19 protein-coding genes are annotated in these 15,585 nt (G+C 63.3%); 3 read left to right on the top strand and 16 right to left on the bottom strand.

The window, feature by feature from the left end; translation table 11 throughout:
- Positions 1-25: 25 nt before the first annotated feature.
- From CWE01_RS31200 to CWE01_RS31185, 4 genes are all read right to left on the bottom strand, one after another.
- A complete protein-coding gene (locus tag CWE01_RS31200) occupies positions 26-817 on the bottom strand; it encodes a YfaP family protein (RefSeq protein WP_100944404.1) in 792 nt (263 codons plus the stop codon).
- A 358-nt stretch (positions 818-1,175) separates the two neighbouring features.
- Entirely contained in the window at positions 1,176-1,460 is a 285-nt protein-coding gene (locus CWE01_RS31195) for a DNA-binding transcriptional regulator (protein ID WP_100944403.1), read from the bottom strand.
- Positions 1,453-1,767, bottom strand: a complete 315-nt coding sequence (locus CWE01_RS31190; RefSeq protein WP_100944402.1) for a transcriptional regulator — start codon at positions 1,765-1,767, stop codon at positions 1,453-1,455. The genes CWE01_RS31195 and CWE01_RS31190 overlap by 8 nt, the downstream gene beginning before the upstream one ends.
- Before the next feature lie 120 nt (positions 1,768-1,887).
- Positions 1,888-3,342 carry an MFS transporter gene (locus CWE01_RS31185; protein ID WP_157815310.1) on the bottom strand — a complete coding sequence of 485 codons (1,455 nt, stop codon included), beginning with the start codon at positions 3,340-3,342 and terminating at the stop codon, positions 1,888-1,890.
- A gap of 438 nt (positions 3,343-3,780) precedes the next feature.
- Here CWE01_RS31185 and CWE01_RS31180 point away from each other — a divergent pair, with 438 nt between their 5' ends.
- The 3 genes from CWE01_RS31180 to dxs all read left to right on the top strand — a co-directional run bounded on the left by CWE01_RS31180 (position 3,781) and on the right by dxs (position 6,918).
- Positions 3,781-4,023, top strand: a complete 243-nt coding sequence (locus CWE01_RS31180; RefSeq protein WP_100944400.1) for an exodeoxyribonuclease VII small subunit — start codon at positions 3,781-3,783, stop codon at positions 4,021-4,023.
- Positions 4,020-4,907, top strand: coding sequence for a (2E,6E)-farnesyl diphosphate synthase (gene ispA, locus CWE01_RS31175; protein WP_100944399.1), 888 nt, complete (start codon positions 4,020-4,022; stop codon positions 4,905-4,907). Before CWE01_RS31180 ends, ispA begins: the two co-directional genes overlap by 4 nt.
- A 112-nt stretch (positions 4,908-5,019) precedes the next feature.
- On the top strand, positions 5,020-6,918 hold the full coding sequence (gene dxs / locus CWE01_RS31170; protein WP_100944398.1) for a 1-deoxy-D-xylulose-5-phosphate synthase: 1,899 nt from the start codon (positions 5,020-5,022) through the stop codon (positions 6,916-6,918).
- A 129-nt stretch (positions 6,919-7,047) separates the two neighbouring features.
- Here dxs and CWE01_RS31165 read toward each other — a convergent pair whose 3' ends face one another.
- The 12 genes from CWE01_RS31165 to nrdR form a co-directional block, all read right to left on the bottom strand.
- Positions 7,048-7,404 (bottom strand): transcriptional regulator, encoded by a 357-nt coding sequence (locus CWE01_RS31165; RefSeq protein WP_100944397.1) that lies wholly within the window; start codon positions 7,402-7,404, stop codon positions 7,048-7,050.
- A gap of 185 nt (positions 7,405-7,589) precedes the next feature.
- Positions 7,590-8,009, bottom strand: coding sequence for an MFS transporter (locus CWE01_RS31160; protein ID WP_100944396.1), 420 nt, complete (start codon positions 8,007-8,009; stop codon positions 7,590-7,592).
- Entirely contained in the window at positions 8,006-8,623 is a 618-nt protein-coding gene (ribA, locus tag CWE01_RS31155) for a GTP cyclohydrolase II (RefSeq protein WP_177410530.1), read from the bottom strand. The genes CWE01_RS31160 and ribA overlap by 4 nt, the downstream gene beginning before the upstream one ends.
- 99 nt (positions 8,624-8,722) lie before the next feature.
- Positions 8,723-9,505 (bottom strand): ABC transporter substrate-binding protein, encoded by a 783-nt coding sequence (locus CWE01_RS31150; protein ID WP_100944394.1) that lies wholly within the window; start codon positions 9,503-9,505, stop codon positions 8,723-8,725.
- 10 nt (positions 9,506-9,515) lie between these two features.
- The gene (locus CWE01_RS31145; protein ID WP_100944393.1) at positions 9,516-10,019 is read right to left on the bottom strand and encodes a phosphatidylglycerophosphatase A; all 504 of its coding nucleotides are present in this window, start codon (positions 10,017-10,019) and stop codon (positions 9,516-9,518) included.
- On the bottom strand, positions 10,016-10,981 hold the full coding sequence (gene thiL / locus CWE01_RS31140) for a thiamine-phosphate kinase (RefSeq protein WP_100944392.1): 966 nt from the start codon (positions 10,979-10,981) through the stop codon (positions 10,016-10,018). Before thiL ends, CWE01_RS31145 begins: the two co-directional genes overlap by 4 nt.
- An 18-nt stretch (positions 10,982-10,999) precedes the next feature.
- Positions 11,000-11,500, bottom strand: coding sequence for a transcription antitermination factor NusB (nusB, locus tag CWE01_RS31135; protein ID WP_100944391.1), 501 nt, complete (start codon positions 11,498-11,500; stop codon positions 11,000-11,002).
- Positions 11,497-11,973: a 6,7-dimethyl-8-ribityllumazine synthase gene (gene ribE, locus CWE01_RS31130; RefSeq protein ID WP_040071241.1), complete on the bottom strand. Its 477-nt coding sequence runs from the start codon at positions 11,971-11,973 to the stop codon at positions 11,497-11,499. Before ribE ends, nusB begins: the two co-directional genes overlap by 4 nt.
- 91 nt (positions 11,974-12,064) lie before the next feature.
- On the bottom strand, positions 12,065-13,156 hold the full coding sequence (ribBA, locus tag CWE01_RS31125; RefSeq protein WP_100944390.1) for a bifunctional 3,4-dihydroxy-2-butanone-4-phosphate synthase/GTP cyclohydrolase II: 1,092 nt from the start codon (positions 13,154-13,156) through the stop codon (positions 12,065-12,067).
- 31 nt (positions 13,157-13,187) lie between these two features.
- Positions 13,188-13,850 carry a riboflavin synthase gene (locus CWE01_RS31120; protein WP_100944389.1) on the bottom strand — a complete coding sequence of 221 codons (663 nt, stop codon included), beginning with the start codon at positions 13,848-13,850 and terminating at the stop codon, positions 13,188-13,190.
- A 45-nt stretch (positions 13,851-13,895) separates the two neighbouring features.
- Positions 13,896-15,035, bottom strand: a complete 1,140-nt coding sequence (gene ribD / locus CWE01_RS31115) for a bifunctional diaminohydroxyphosphoribosylaminopyrimidine deaminase/5-amino-6-(5-phosphoribosylamino)uracil reductase RibD (RefSeq protein ID WP_100944388.1) — start codon at positions 15,033-15,035, stop codon at positions 13,896-13,898.
- A complete protein-coding gene (gene nrdR / locus CWE01_RS31110) occupies positions 15,032-15,496 on the bottom strand; it encodes a transcriptional regulator NrdR (protein WP_177095659.1) in 465 nt (154 codons plus the stop codon). The genes ribD and nrdR overlap by 4 nt, the downstream gene beginning before the upstream one ends.
- Positions 15,497-15,585 lie beyond the last annotated feature (89 nt).

Raw genomic sequence — 15,585 nt, 5'->3', positions numbered from 1 at the left:
CCCATTCATCCGTGGAGCGGGATGTTCAATAGTTGAAGGTCTTGACCAGCAGCAGGTCGCCGATGGCTCGCAGGGGCACAGTGAAGCTCTCGCGCTTTTCATCGACGGTGTTTTCGTTGAGCACCAGGTTGATCTGCGAGGTGATGACCTCGTTCTGATTGGCGCGCTCGGTAAAGTTATAGCCGTCGCTGGCGCTGTAGTTGCCCCAGTAGTTCACATAAATCAGGTAGGTGCCGTGCAGCGGCGCGGTCATGGTGAACATTTCCGGGCCGGGACCGTCGACACCGTCCGGGTCGAGGCCGCCGCCGTTGGTCAACGCGGGATGCGCGTAGAAGGCGTGCTGGCCGTCGGGGGTGATGATGTGCAGGTCGAGTTCGGCCTTGGGGTCGTCCCAGCCGAGGACCACGCGGATACGCGCCGGGGTGATCTGCTTGTTGGCTTCGTAGAACTGCACGCGCTTGAGGGACTTGCCCGTCGAGCTGCGCACTTCGACGCTGTTGGAGCCGGCGCCGAAGGCATAGGGGCGCACGAAGCGACCGGCGTCGTCGGTGTAGAGATTCAGGGGGTTGCCGTTGACCGACAGGATATGGGGCTCACGCGGACCGGAGGGCGGATTGATCCGGCCTTCGATGGGCGTGCGGCTGCGCTGGATACCGCGGTCGATGGGCGGCGTGGGATAGGCCACCTGCGGCGCATCTTTGCGGTCGAGGAGACCTGCGTAACGCCAGCCGCCGGTCGGCTCCTGAAGCTCGGCCGAGGGCTCGGCCCAGGCGGTCGTGGCCCAAAGGGCGATCAGGATGGGAAAAAACCGGCGCATCAACAGCCTCCTTGCCATGCTTTATAAAACCCTGCGCAAGATCCACAGCGCACTCCCGACACGGTATCGGTCAGAGAAGACCTGTCGATGACAGGTAGGGGAAGCCGCAGAGGTTAGCGATTCGAATGTTGTTAGACAATGGAGACAAAGCGGTATTTGTGAGGTGGCTCATCAAATGAGCCTGGATCGTCGTTCTGGAGCCGAAAAGAGCCGAAAAACAAGGCAAAAGGCCACTATTCAGGCAAGATTCTCTGATCGCTTCACAGCTTTTATAGCGACAAGAAACAGGTAGGCGATGCCTCCGATAACTCTGTCAGGGTGGACGGTCTATAGCGGATACCCAGCAGCGTTTTCAGAGTCATGCCGTTTGAAGATCACGCAACGCTTCCGGGTGCTGGCTCGCAACGCGCAGCAGCGTTTGCGCCGCACCCGTGGGCTGTCGGCGCCCCTGCTCCCAGTCCTGCAAAGTCCGCAGGCTGACGCCCAGAAGCTTGGCGAAATCACTCTGGGACAAACCGACCTTTGTCCGAGCCTCGGCAGCTGCGGTCAATGTCACCCGGGTGACCCGCGCCGCTTTACCCGCCTTCATTTGCCGGACTGAGGCCAGCAAGTCCTTCTGGAATTGTTCCAGTTCATCACTCATCGCTGAGTTCCTCCTTCAATTGCTTCAGAAACGCGGCAGGCAAGTTGTCAAATTTGGCCTTCGTATAGGCAATCAACAGCCAGATACAACCGTCGGCAAGCCTGTTGTAGTAGATAACCCGCGTACCGCCTTGCTTGCCCGTGCCCGTACGAGACCAGCGAATCTTGCGCAATCCTCCACTGCCGGGAACAACATCACCTGCCAGCGGGTTGCCCGCGATCCAGGTAATGAACTCATGGCGTTCGCCGTCATTCCAGATGGCCTCTGCGCAACGTTTGAATACTTCAGTTTCAATGATCGTATGCATGGGCGAAAAAATACGGCAATGCCGTACCTTCAGACAATCATACACCTGTGTCGTGTTATTACAATCGCGACTGCATCAGCCCATGTCGGCACTCAAATTGGACGCGGGCGCCGAACGACTTCAGGACGCCGCGTCAGCCGCCTGAAGGCGCTCCCGTCGACGGGCATGGCGCGAGGTGAAGAACACCACCAGCAGCGCCAGCCCGAAAAACGTCGCCGAACTGGTGGCACCCACGGACAGCGCATGGCTCAGGGCAAACCGCGCCTGGGCGTCAGCATCCAGCCCCGCCGGAGCCGGCGACAAGCGCGCAGCCATACCGACAATCGCCACGATCACCGCCGTACCCAGGGAACCACCGACCTGGTGCGCGACATTGACCAAGCCCGACGCGGCCCCGGCATTCTGTGGTTCCACCCCGGCGATCCCGGCGCTGGTCAGCGGCACGAACGCCGCGCCGCAACCGATCCCGAGAATGATCAGCGGCAGCATCAGATGCGGAAAGTACGCCACGTCCGAGCCCAACCCGGTCAGCAATGCCATCCCCACCAACGCCGTCGCCAGCCCGCAGAACAGCATCACCGCTGAACTCATGTGGCGCGCCAGCCACTTCACGCCGTACACCGACATGGCGAACTGGGTCAGGGTCAGCGCCAGAAACGCCTCACCGGCCTTGAGCGCGGTGTAGCCCAGCACTTCCTGCACATACTGGATCAGGAAGAAGTAGGTGCCGACCATCCCGCCCACCAACAGCATGCGGCTGACATAGGCGCCGGAGCGCTCGGCACTCGCGAACAGGTGCAGCGGCATGATCGGCTGCTCCGCGCGCCGCTCGATCCAGACGAACAGGCTCAGCAACACCAGGGCGCAGGCCAGTGCGCCGAGGGTCAGGGCGTCATCCCACCCCTGGGCACCGGCCCGGACGAAGCAATAGACCAGCGCGCTCATGCCGAAGGTGACGGTCAAGGCTCCCGCCAGGTCGAAGTGGCCGGTATGTCGCTCGGTCTCCTTCAGGTAACGCCAGGCCAGGGCCAGCAGGGCAATGCCCACCGGCAGGTTGATAAACATCACCCAGCGCCAGGACAACAGATCGGTCAACACCCCACCGAGCACCAGCCCCAGCGCACCGCCACCACCGGACACGGCGGTGTAGAAGCTGATGGCCCGCAGCCGCTGCGGGCCCGGAGGGAAGTGGGTCATCATCAGCGCCAGGGTCGAAGGCGCGAGGAATGCCGCGGCAATGCCCTGCACGCCCCGGGCGATCAACAGTTCATGGGCTGATTGGGCCAAGCCACCCAGCAACGAAGCCAGGGTGAACACCGTTACCGCCACCAGGAACACCCGGCGCCGGCCCAGCAGGTCACCGGCCCGGGCGCCGAGCAGCATCATGCCGCCGAAGGCCAGGGTGTAGGCGTTCTGCACCCAGGTGAGGTCGGGAAGCGACAGGTCCAGGGCCTTTTGAATATGCGGCAAGGCGGTATAGAGCACGGTGACGTCGAGCACGATCATCAACTGGCAAGCCAGGATGATCAGCAGCAGTACGCCGGAACCGGGAATACGAGCGGAAGAAGACGCCATGGATGACAGCCTTATGGGTAGAAGCGCAGGGGAATATCGGGGGCGACGAGAGGGAGGTCCATGTCGATCATTCATCCTTGATCGATGGGCTACTATAAAGAGACGACTTTGTGCCGACTAGCGGGATAAACCGGGATGCCCCTCGCCATAAACCGGGACAATCGCCCAGGCGATAGCGATTCAGAACACGCTGCAAAACCTGTAGGAGCCGGCTTGCTGGCGATGAGGCCCTTGAGTCATGCGGCGTCCGTACGGACGTCATCGCCAGCAAGCCGGCTCCTACAGTGGACGCGTGCCCCCGGGATGACGGGTTCTACACCCGGATGTTTTGTTGACGGCGTCCTACATCAGCCCCTTGACTGCCAATCCCTCGCATTTGCCCCTAAACCCGCTGTCTGCTAGTGTCGCGCCCGTTCAACGCCTACCGAGATCGCCGCCATGGCCCGCAAAAAAGCTTCCCTGGACTTCGAGCAATCCCTTGCCGACCTGCAAACCCTGGTCGAACGCCTGGAGAACGGCGAATTGTCGTTGGAAGACTCGCTGACCGCCTTCGAACAAGGCATCCGCCTGACCCGTGACTGCCAGGGCGCCCTGGCCCAGGCCGAGCAGAAAGTACAGATCCTCCTGGAGCGCGACGGCGAACTGGCCGAAGAGCCCTTCGACGCGGAACAAGCAGAATGATCAAAGCCTATCAGGCCAGCAGCCAGGCCCGGGTCAACGCCGCACTCGACACCCTGTTCAACGCCCCCGGCCCCGAACTCGCCCGCCTCTATGAGGCCATGCGCTACAGCGTGATGAACGGCGGCAAACGCGTGCGCCCGCTGCTCGCCTACGCCGCCTGCGAAGCCCTCGGCGGCAAGCCGGAACAGGCCAACGGCGCGGCCTGCGCAGTGGAGCTGATCCACGCCTACTCGCTGGTCCACGACGATTTGCCGGCCATGGACGACGACGACCTGCGTCGCGGCCAGCCGACCACCCACAAGGCATTCGACGAAGCCTGTGCGATCCTCGCCGGCGACGGCCTGCAGAGCCTGGCCTTCAGCGCCCTGCTCGATCCGGGCCTGAGCGACCTGAGCGCCGATATCCGCCTGACCATGGTCACCACCCTGGCCCAGGCCGCCGGCCCGGCCGGCATGGTCGGCGGCCAGGCCATCGACCTCGGTTCGGTGGGCCTCAAGCTCGACCAGAAAGCCCTGGAAACCATGCACCGGCACAAGACCGGCGCGCTGATCGAAGCCAGCGTCAAGCTCGGCGCCCTGGCCAGCGGCCAGGCGCAGAAAGACGAATTGCGCTCGCTGCAGACCTACGCCCAGGCCATCGGCCTGGCTTTCCAGGTGCAGGACGATATTCTCGACGTGGAAAGCGACACCGCCACCCTCGGCAAACGCCAGGGCGCCGATATCGCCCGCGACAAACCGACCTACCCGGCCCTGCTCGGCCTGGACGCGGCCAAGGCCTACGCCCTGGAACTGCGCGACCAGGCGCTGCATGCCCTGCGACCGTTTGACGCGTGCGCCGAACCGTTGCGCGAGCTGGCCCGTTATATCGTCGAACGTCGCAGCTGATCCAAACGCCGCGCTCAAGACCGCATATCGGCCAACTTCGACGCTCTGCGTGGGCAGCGTGCGATGCATCAGGTAAACTGCCGCCTCTTCTATACCTATAACGATTCGCCTGATGCCCACGACGTTCCATGAGATTCCCCGCAAGCGCCCGACCACGCCCCTGCTGGACCGTGCTGAAACGCCGGCCGGCCTGCGCCGGTTAGGTGAAGCCGAGCTGGAAACCCTGGCCGATGAACTGCGCCTGGAATTGCTCTATTCGGTCGGCCAGACCGGCGGGCACTTTGGTGCCGGCCTCGGCGTGATCGAACTGACCATCGCGTTGCACTACGTCTTCGACACCCCGGACGACCGGCTGGTGTGGGACGTGGGTCATCAGGCGTATCCGCACAAGATCCTCACCGGTCGGCGCGAGCGCATGCACACCCTGCGTCAGAAAGACGGCCTGGCCGCTTTCCCACGGCGTTCGGAGAGCGAGTACGACACCTTTGGCGTCGGTCACTCCAGCACCTCCATCAGCGCCGCCCTGGGCATGGCCATCGCCGCTCGCCTGCAGAACAGCGATCGCAAGGCCATCGCCGTGATCGGTGATGGCGCGCTGACCGCCGGCATGGCCTTCGAGGCGCTGAACCACGCGCCGGAAGTCGACGCCAACATGCTGGTGATCCTCAACGACAACGACATGTCGATTTCGCGCAATGTCGGCGGTCTGTCGAACTACCTGGCGAAGATTCTCTCCAGTCGCACCTACGCGAGCATGCGCGAAGGCAGCAAGAAAGTGCTGTCGCGCCTGCCCGGGGCCTGGGAAATCGCCCGTCGTACCGAAGAATACGCCAAGGGCATGCTGGTTCCCGGCACCCTGTTCGAAGAACTGGGCTGGAACTACATCGGCCCGATCGACGGCCATGACCTGCCGACGCTGATCGCCACCCTGCGCAATATGCGCGACCTCAAGGGCCCGCAGTTCCTGCATGTGGTGACCAAGAAGGGCAAGGGTTTCGCCCCGGCGGAAGTCGACCCGATCGGTTACCACGCGATCACCAAGCTCGAACCCCTGGACGCCCCGGCCGCCGCGCCGAAGAAAGCCAGCGGACCGAAATACTCCGGCGTGTTCGGCGAATGGCTGTGCGACATGGCCGCCGCCGACCCGCGCCTGGTGGGCATTACCCCCGCGATGAAGGAAGGCTCCGATCTGGTGGCCTTCAGCGAGCGTTTCCCGCTGCGCTACTTCGACGTGGCGATTGCCGAGCAGCACGCGGTGACCTTTGCTGCTGGCATGGCCTGCGAAGGCGCCAAGCCGGTGGTGGCGATCTACTCCACCTTCCTGCAACGCGGTTACGACCAGTTGGTGCATGACGTCGCGGTGCAGAACCTCGACGTGCTGTTCGCCATCGACCGCGCCGGCCTGGTGGGCGAAGACGGCCCGACCCACGCCGGCAGTTTCGACCTGTCGTACCTGCGCTGCATCCCCGGCATGCTGGTGATGACGCCGAGCGACGAGAACGAACTGCGCAAGATGCTGACCACCGGCCACCTGTACCCAGGCCCGGCGGCGGTACGTTACCCACGCGGTACCGGGCCGAATGCGACCATCGAGAAGGATCTGGAACCGATCGAGATCGGCAAGGGTGTGGTTCGCCGTCGGGGCAGCAAGGTTGCCCTGCTGGTGTTTGGCGTGCAATTGACCGAAGCGCTGATCGTCGCCGAGAAGCTCGACGCGACCGTGGTCGACATGCGTTTCGTCAAACCGCTGGATGAAGCCCTGGTACGCGAGATCGCCGGCAGCCATGAGTTGCTGGTGACCATCGAAGAAAACGCCATCATGGGTGGTGCCGGTGCGGCAGTCAGCGAGTTCCTGGCGCGTGACAACCTGCTCAAGTCGGTGCTGCACCTGGGCTTGCCGGATGTGTACGTCGAACACGCGAAGCCCGCGCAGATGCTGGCGGAATGCGGGTTGGATGTAGCGGGGATCGAAGCATCGGTCACCGAGCGGATGAAACTGCTGGGGCTGTAAGCCTTCCGTTCAGGCAGGGAATGCGGCATTGAAAACGCCGCATTCCCTGTCTGAAAGCAACTCATCGTCCCCATGAGCCTTTTCGCATCAGCCGTGATCACGACGCTAAGCGTCAGGCCTCAAGCCGTCTCAGTCATTGCGTTTCATCACTGCGTCCGAGTCGAGATAGCCTGCGCGAACGGCATCCGCGCAGCTGGAAAACCCATAGGCGTTGACGAAGCCCGCTGACGTGAAGCCGACATAGAGCGCCGCACGCTTACCGCTTTCATTTTGCAGATCGTAGTCAAAGCATTGCGCGGTGCCCCCGCGAATCGCCGTGATCTGGGAAGGCTTCTGTATGGCGAGCATGTCCTGCCTGCTGACGGTACTCCCCTGGGCCGCCTTGCTCACAACGGGATGACTGCCGAAATCGAGCAACGTCGATATCCCACCCAGACAACCACTGAGTGCAACCGCCACTGCCGCCCCTGCCATAATGAGTCGCATGGTCTTTCCTCTTGATCAAAGCGAAGACTGCCTGCATGAACAGGGAGCGTTCGCACAGACAGCGCTCAAGACTTGAGCAAGAGGACTTTAAGGAAACCGCATCGAGGTGTATCGGCAGAACCGTCTTACTAGCAGGTAGGATTTGCGCTAAAAACTGGAAAGATTCATCGTCATCCAGCGATGCATCAGCCCAGTTGACGCGGAATGCGATAGAGGTAGAACAGCACCACGCTGGACAACACCAGCAGCATCAACGGCACTGCTTCCAAGCCGACGAACACCGCCAGGGTGCCGATCCAGGTCGGCAACGCCGCCGCCACCAGGGCTTTGCGCCGCACGTTGGCCAGTTCGATCCAGGCCGCCGGTTCTTCCGGTGTATCCAGCGCCGCCTGTGTGGTGATCAACGAGCGCTTGTAAGCCCCGAAAAACCGCAGGCTGACAAACATCGACGCCACGCCGGCAATGAAAAACGGCATCGCCAGCACCGGCAGCAAGGCATCCGTCTGACCGAAAAGCCAGTTGGCAACAAACAACGGCAGCACACTCAGCACCAGCTGTTTCCACCAGCCCACCGACAGCCGACGCTTCACCTGACCACGGGTCACGCCGGGTCGGCCTCGCTCTGGTGCTCGTTGCCCATCATATGGCCGAGCTTGCCAGCCTTGGTCGCCAGGTAGAGTTTGTTGTGGGGGTTCTGTCCGGTTTGCAGCGGCACACGCTCGGCCACGGTGATGCCCATCTCGGTCAAGGCCTTGACCTTGCGCGGGTTGTTGGTCATCAGGCGCAGGGACTGGATGCCCAGGTGTTCGAGCATCGGCCGGCAGATGGAATAGTCACGCTGGTCGGCGGCAAAGCCCAGGCGCTCGTTGGCCTCGACCGTGTCGGCGCCACCGTCCTGCAACTCATAGGCACGGATCTTGTTCATCAGGCCGATGCCGCGCCCTTCCTGGCGCAGGTACAGCAAAATGCCACGACCTTCGAGGGCAATGGCCCGCAGGGCCGCCTCCAGCTGGGAGCCGCAATCGCAGCGCTGGCTGAACAAGGCATCGCCGGTCAGGCATTCGGAATGCACACGGCCAAGAACCGGTGCGCCATCCGCCACGTCCCCCAGGGTCAGCACGACGTGTTCACGACCGGTGGCTTCTTCGAGAAAGCCATTCATGGTGAAGGTCGCAAAGGGGGTTGGCAGTTTGGAAGCAGCGACGAAAACGACGGGCACCGTGTGCTCCTGATCAGTATGAGGACTGGAAATTCGCAGAGGTCGCATTGTAACAGTAGGTTCCTACAGACGCTTAGGCTGAATTATCCATGATAACTATCAATAAGTTTGATTCGTCGTCACCGGCAGCGGCATGGCGTCGAACGGATACGGCTGCTTCCAGTGCTCGAAAATGCTCCGCAACTCACCACTTTTGACCAGTTCTTCCATACGCTGGTCATACAGGGCCATCAGTGAGCGCCCTCGCGCATTGTCGGCGAACCCCAGGTACAGCGGCAGGTCGAGCAAATGGCTACGCAGGAACATTTCGGGGTGCGCGGCATGCCCCAGTACCTCGTTGACCTCGGACAACGCATCGATGTAATAGTCGGCACGACTGTGGGCCAGCATCGACAAGACACCGTCGCGCCGCACGATTTCGTTGTAGTGACGGACGTTGGGCAGGTAATCCTGGTATTTGTAGCCACGCATCCACGCCAGGCGATAAACACCCAGGGTTTCCAGGGTCGGCTGTGGATTGCTCGCCAGTCCCAGGGCATAGAGGTGATCGACGTCGAAATGCCAGCGCGGATAAAGAGCGCCCTTCACCTCGCGCCGATAAGCCGCGACCCAGGCGTCCGCCTCCCCACGCTGCACCAGTCCGATGGCCCGAACGTAGGGCTCGGTACTGATCAGCACCTTGACGCCCTTGGGCTCGAAGATCTCGCGCATAAGATCCCAGGCCAGGCCACGGCCGTCGGCACCGGTGTAGTCGACCCACTCCTCGCTGGCGAGGTGGATCAGCCCAGGCGAGGACGTTTCTTCCCGCGCCTGAACGACATTGCCTACAACGCCACCCGCCCACAGACAGAGCAACACGAGCCACAACCGACAGCCAGACATGCCTGAATCCTCAGGTAAAGAGGTGCACCAGCCCTTGCATGGCCAGCCAGGCGAAAACCCCGGCCAGTACGTCGTCGAGCATGATGCCGACGCCGCCATGGACATGCCGGTCGATCCAGCGGATCGGCCAGGGCTTGAGGATATCGAAGAAGCGGAACAGCAAGAAACCCGCCAGCAACCAGTACCAACCGTCCGGCACCAGCCAGAGGGTGATCCACATCCCGACCATCTCGTCCCAGACGATGCCTTCGTGGTCGTGTACCCGCAGATCGTTGGCGACCTTGCCGCACAGCCAGAAGCCGAACAGCATGGTGACGCCAAGCATCAGCCAGTAGCCCCAGTCGGGCAACATCTGCCATAACGGTATAAAGGGTAGCGCAACCAGCGAACCCCAGGTGCCCGGCGCCTTGGGCAAGGTGCCGGAACCGAAGCCGAAGGCCAGGAAATGCCAGGGATTGCGCCACACCGACGGCGGCACGAACTCGGCCGGGACCTGCTTGGGATGATCTGTCACGGTGTCTCCGGAAAATGTTGGTAACCACGGCGCACCGGCGTGATATCGCGGCCGGCGCTGTCCACCAGGACCACGCCCTGCCCGGCCAGCACCTGCCCGATCACCCGGACCGATGGGTGCGCCGCCAGCAACCCGGGCAACTCGGCGGGCGGCAGGGTGAAGGCCAGGACATAGTCATCACCACCGCTGAGGGCCGCCTCGCGGGCGCCGTCCTGGCCGAGAAAACCAAGCAGCGCCGAAGACAAGGGCAACGCGTCGCGCTTCACCTGCAATCTGACGGAGGATGCCGCCGCGATATGTCCGCAATCGGCCAATAACCCGTCGGAGATATCCAGTGCCGAGGTCGCCTTGTTGCGCAAGAACTGACCCAGGGCCAGTTGCGGCTTGGGCGACCAGTAGTGGTCCAACAGCGGCTCGGCAATTGCCGGCTCCGCCGTACGCTGCCCCAGCACCAGCGGCAAGGCTCCGGCTGCATTGCCCAACTCGCCGCCGACACACAGCAGGTCGCCGACTTGCGCGCCGCTGCGGGTCAGTGCCTGGCCCGTCGGCACACGGCCGAACACCGTCAGCGTCAGGCACAGCGGCCCACGGGTGGTGTCGCCGCCCACCAGGCGCAAGTCGCAGTGTTGCGCCATCAGGTTCAAACCACGGGCGAAAGCCTGCAACCAGCCGGCATCGTTATGCGGCAAGGTCAGGGCCAGGGTAAAGGCCAGGGGCGTGGCGCCCATGGCAGCCAGGTCACTGGCGGCAACAGCCAGCGCGCGCTGGCCGAGCAGGAAAGGATCGCAGGGGTCGGCGAAGTGCACACCGGCCACCAGGGTGTCGGTGGAAATCGCCAGTTGTTCCCCGGCGGGGACGCTCAGCAGGGCGCAGTCGTCGCCGATGCCCAGGGCAACGCCCTCGCCGGCCTGCGCACAGGGCGCGGCGGCGAAGAAATTGCGGATCAGCTCGAACTCGCCCATGCAAAGGTCAAGCGCGGATCAGCGCTTGAACGCCTTCACTTCAGCTTCACGCAGGCGCGGCGCCAGTTTGTCGAGCACGCCGTTGACGAACTTGTGACCGTCGGTGGAACCGTAGACCTTGGCCAGTTCGATCCCTTCGTTGATCACCACGCGGTACGGCACGTCGACGCGCTTGAGCAGTTCCCAGGTGGACAGGCGCAACACCGCCAGTTCAACCGGGTCCAGCTCTTCGATCTCGATGTCCAGGCACGGCTTGAGAACGGTGTCGATCTCGCTCTTGAACTGCGGAACGCCGTGGAGGATTTCACGGAAGTAGGCGCCATCGACATCGCTGAAATCGTTGTCGACCCGGAACTGCGCTTCGATCTCGTTCAGCGACTGCTTGGCCATGTGCCACTGGTACAGGGCCTGGGTCGCGAGCTGACGGGCTTCGCGACGCTTGACGCTTTTGGAGGGCTTGCCGGAGCCTTCAGGCTTCGGATCGCGCGGGTTGAAACGATCGCTTTCGTCGCTAATCACACAGCCTCCAATTGCGCCAGCAAGCTGACCATTTCCAGGGCGGAAAGGGCGGCTTCGGCGCCTTTGTTGCCGGCTTTGGTGCCGGAACGTTCGATGGCTTGTTCGATGGAATCAACGGTCAGCACGCCGAAGGCCACCGGTACGCCGAATTCCATGGAGACCTGGGCCAGGCCCTTGGTGCATTCGCCAGCCACGTATTCGAAGTGCGGAGTACCGCCACGAATGACCGCGCCAAGGGCGATGATCGCCGAGAAATCACCTTTCTGGGCGACTTTCTGCGCCACCAGCGGGATTTCGAAGGCACCCGGTGCGCGGATGATAGTGATGTCGCTTTCGCTGACACCGTGGCGAACCAGGGCGTCAACCGCGCCGCTCACCAGGCTTTCGACAACGAAGCTGTTGAAGCGGCCGACCACCAGGGCGTAGCGGCCTTTGGGGGCGATGAAGGTACCTTCGATGGTCTTCAGGGTCATTCGACAATTCTCTTAAAGAGCCGGGGCGCGCCTAGTACGCGCCCCTCAGGGATATTTGAACCGCGAATCAAGGGCCGCGAACAGCCAGTCTTTATTCGGAGGGCACGTATTCTACTACTTCCAGGTCGAAACCGGATATCGCATTGAACTTCATCGGCGCACTCATCAGGCGCATTTTTCGTACGCCCAGGTCCCGCAGGATCTGCGAACCGGCCCCGACGATGCTGTAGGTGGTCGGTTTTTTCGCCGGCACCTGCTCGGCGGTCTCGCGGATATGCGCCAGCAGGACGTCGCCGTCCAGCGGGTGACCGAGCAACAGCACCACGCCGCTGCCGGCCTCGGCCACCGCGGCCATGGCGGCGCGCAGGCTCCAGCGCCCGGGTTGCTTGACCATCAGCAGGTCGCGCAGCGGGTCCATGTTGTGCACCCGCACCAGGGTCGGCTCTTCGGCGCAGAAGCTGCCCAGGGTCAGGGCCATGTGCACATCGCCTTCCACCGAATCACGATAGGTCACCAGGTTGAAATGACCCAGTTCGCTGTCCAGTGGCTGCTCGGCAATCCGCTGAACGGTACGTTCGTGGATCATCCGGTAGTGAATCAGGTCGGCGATGGTGCCGATCTTGATATTGTGTTCGGCGGCGAAGGTTTCCAGTTCGGCGCGACGGGACATGGTGCCGTCGTCGTTCATCACTTCGCAGATCACGCCACTTGGCTCGAAACCGGCCATGCGCGCCAGGTCGCAGGCGGCTTCGGTGTGACCGGCGCGGGCCAGGGTGCCGCCGGGCTGAGCCATCAGCGGGAAGATATGACCGGGGCTGACGATGTCTTCAGCCTTGGCGTCCTTGGCCGCGGCCGCTTGCACGGTGCGGGCGCGGTCAGCGGCGGAGATGCCGGTGGTCACCCCTTCGCTGGCTTCGATCGACACGGTGAATTTGGTGCCGAAGCCGGAACCGTTGCGCGGCGCCATCAGCGGCAGCTTGAGCAGTTCGCAACGCTCGCGGCTCATCGGCATGCAGATCAGGCCACGGGCGTGCTTGGCCATGAAGTTGATGTGCTCGGCCTTGCAGCATTCGGCGGCCATGATCAGGTCGCCTTCGTTCTCGCGGTCTTCGTCATCCATGAGGATGACCATCTTGCCCTGGCGAATGTCTTCGACCAGTTCTTCAATCGTGTTGAGCGCCACGCGGCACCCTCCTTCTTTCAAAATTTGAGTGTCAGGATTTGAGGTAGCCGTTGGCGGCCAGGAAACTTTCGGTAATGCCGCCGCTCGACGGCTCCGCGGCCTTGTCGCCCAGCAGCAGGCGCTCCAGGTAACGGGCCAGCAGGTCGACTTCGAGGTTGACCTGACGGCCTGGACGGTAGTCGGCCATGATGGTTTCGGCCAGGGTGTGCGGGACGATGGTCAGGTCGAACTCGGCGCCGTTCACGGCGTTGACCGTCAGGCTGGTGCCGTCGACGGTGATCGAGCCCTTGTGGGCGATGTACTTGGCCAGGTCTTTCGGCGCGCGGATACGGAACTGGATGGCCCGGGCGTTTTCTTCACGGGCGACCACTTCGCCGACACCGTCGACATGGCCGCTGACCAGGTGCCCACCCAGACGCGTGGTCGGGGTCAGGGCTTTTTCCAGGTTGACCCGGCTGCCGGCTTTCAACTGGTTGAAGGCGGTGCAGTCCAGGGTTTCACGGCTGACGTCGGCCCAGAAGCCGTCGCCCGGCAGCTCGACGGCGGTCAGGCAGACGCCGTTGACCGCGATGCTGTCGCCGAGCTTGACGTCGGCCAGGTCCAGCTTGCCGGTTTCCACGTAGACGCGGACGTCGCCGCCCTTGGGGTTCAGGGCACGGATACTGCCGATGGATTCGATAATGCCGGTAAACATGAAGTCCTCCTCGAGAACAGGCCCGCGCGTGGCGCAAGCCAAAAATTATACGCCGGGTGCGGGATCAGGTATTGCGGTGACTCGCCAGTCACTGCCGACAGCGCGCATTTCGGTGATTTTCAGCCGCGGTGCCTGGTTCATCCGGTCCAACGGCCAGTCCAACAATGGGCGCGCCGTGGAGCCGAGGAACTGACCGGCGACAAACAATTGGTATTCGTCCACCAGACCCTGCCGGGCAAAGGCCCCCGCCAGACGCGGGCCGGCTTCCACCAGCACTTCGTTGATGCCACGGGCAGCCAGTTCGGTGAGCAGGCGGCGCAGGTCGACGTGACCTTCGGCGCCGGGGACTTCCAGCAATTCATGGCCCAGGGCCTGATAGCGTTCGGCGGCGCCTGGGGTGCAGGTCACCACCAGCGCCGGACCCGCCGTGAAGAACGCGGCGTCCAGCGGTACCCGCAGGCGACCGTCGATCAACACCCGCAGGGGTGGACGGCGTTCGGCCAGGGCGGTCAGTTCGGGATCGAGGCCCAGCTCGGCGGGGCGCACGGTCATCCGCGCATGGTCCGCCAGCACGCTGTCGGCGCCGGTCAGCACCACGCTGGCCTGGGCCCGCAAACGCTGCACCGCGGAACGGGCCTCAGGGCCGGTGATCCACTGGCTTTCGCCGCTGGCCATGGCGGTGCGCCCGTCCAGGCTCATCGCCAACTTGACCCGCACGAACGGCACACCGTGTTCCATGCGCTTGAGGAAGCCCTGGTTCAGCGCCCGCGCTTCACCCTCCAGCACACCGCTGTGTACGGCGATACCGGCATCGGCCAGGCGTTTGAGGCCGCGTCCGGCGACTTCCGGGTTGGGGTCCTGCATGGCCGCGACCACCCGCGCCACGCCGGCCTTGACCAGGGCGTCGGCACACGGCGGCGTACGGCCGAAGTGGCTGCACGGCTCCAGGGTCACGTAGGCCGTGGCACCACGAGCGTTTTCGCCCGCCTCGCGCAAGGCATGCACCTCGGCATGGGGCTCGCCGGCGCGCACGTGCCAGCCTTCGCCAACCACCACCCCCGCCTGCACGATCACACAACCGACCCGTGGGTTCGGGTGGGTCGAGTAACGGCCCTTGCGGGCCAGCTCCAGGGCACGGGCCATGTAGTGGGCATCGAGGACGGCCTGCTCGGTCGAAAGGCTCATTCTTTGGCGGGCTCGCGGGCAAGGCGGTCGATCTCTTCGCGGAACTCGTTGAGATCCTGGAAGCGGCGATAGACCGACGCGAAACGGATATAGGCGACTTCGTCGAGTTTCTGTAACTCGGCCATCACCAGTTCACCGACGACCAGCGACTTGACCTCGCGCTCGCCGGTGGCCCGCAGCTTGTGCTTGATATGCACCAGCGCGGCTTCCAGGCGTTCGACACTGACCGGGCGCTTTTCCAGCGCGCGCTGCATGCCGGCGCGGAGTTTTTCTTCGTCGAAGGGTTGGCGGCTGCCGTCCTGCTTGATCAGGCGCGGGAGGACCAGTTCGGCGGTCTCGAAGGTGGTAAAACGTTCACCGCAGGCCAGGCATTCGCGCCGGCGGCGCACCTGCTCGCCCTCGGCGACCAGACGCGAGTCGATGACTTTGGTGTCGTTGGCACCGCAGAAGGGACAGTGCATGGTGGCAGGCAACAAAAAATGGGAGGGCCATGGTAGCGCATCCCCGTGGCAAGACAAGCCATAGGGTTTGCGGTATACAGTCGCCCGAC

This window comes from Pseudomonas sp. QS1027, from assembly GCF_002814235.1.
GTDB lineage: Bacteria > Pseudomonadota > Gammaproteobacteria > Pseudomonadales > Pseudomonadaceae > Aquipseudomonas.
The sequence above is the reverse complement of the archived record's forward strand: the minus strand, read 5'-3'. Positions and strand labels throughout refer to the sequence as shown.

Bases quoted from the DNA above. Each gene is read 5' to 3' on its own strand.
- CWE01_RS31200 (WP_100944404.1), bottom strand. From the start codon at position 817: ATGCGCCGGTTTTTTCCCATCCTGATCGCCCTTTGGGCCACGACCGCC.
- CWE01_RS31195 (WP_100944403.1), bottom strand. From the start codon at position 1,460: ATGAGTGATGAACTGGAACAATTCCAGAAGGACTTGCTGGCCTCAGTC.
- CWE01_RS31190 (WP_100944402.1), bottom strand. From the start codon at position 1,767: ATGCATACGATCATTGAAACTGAAGTATTCAAACGTTGCGCAGAGGCC.
- CWE01_RS31185 (WP_157815310.1), bottom strand. From the start codon at position 3,342: ATGGCGTCTTCTTCCGCTCGTATTCCCGGTTCCGGCGTACTGCTGCTG.
- CWE01_RS31180 (WP_100944400.1), top strand. From the start codon at position 3,781: ATGGCCCGCAAAAAAGCTTCCCTGGACTTCGAGCAATCCCTTGCCGAC.
- ispA (WP_100944399.1), top strand. From the start codon at position 4,020: ATGATCAAAGCCTATCAGGCCAGCAGCCAGGCCCGGGTCAACGCCGCA.
- dxs (WP_100944398.1), top strand. From the start codon at position 5,020: ATGCCCACGACGTTCCATGAGATTCCCCGCAAGCGCCCGACCACGCCC.
- CWE01_RS31165 (WP_100944397.1), bottom strand. From the start codon at position 7,404: ATGCGACTCATTATGGCAGGGGCGGCAGTGGCGGTTGCACTCAGTGGT.
- CWE01_RS31150 (WP_100944394.1), bottom strand. From the start codon at position 9,505: ATGTCTGGCTGTCGGTTGTGGCTCGTGTTGCTCTGTCTGTGGGCGGGT.
- thiL (WP_100944392.1), bottom strand. From the start codon at position 10,981: ATGGGCGAGTTCGAGCTGATCCGCAATTTCTTCGCCGCCGCGCCCTGT.
- ribE (WP_040071241.1), bottom strand. From the start codon at position 11,973: ATGACCCTGAAGACCATCGAAGGTACCTTCATCGCCCCCAAAGGCCGC.
- CWE01_RS31120 (WP_100944389.1), bottom strand. From the start codon at position 13,850: ATGTTTACCGGCATTATCGAATCCATCGGCAGTATCCGTGCCCTGAAC.
- ribD (WP_100944388.1), bottom strand. From the start codon at position 15,035: ATGAGCCTTTCGACCGAGCAGGCCGTCCTCGATGCCCACTACATGGCC.
- nrdR (WP_177095659.1), bottom strand. From the start codon at position 15,496: ATGCACTGTCCCTTCTGCGGTGCCAACGACACCAAAGTCATCGACTCG.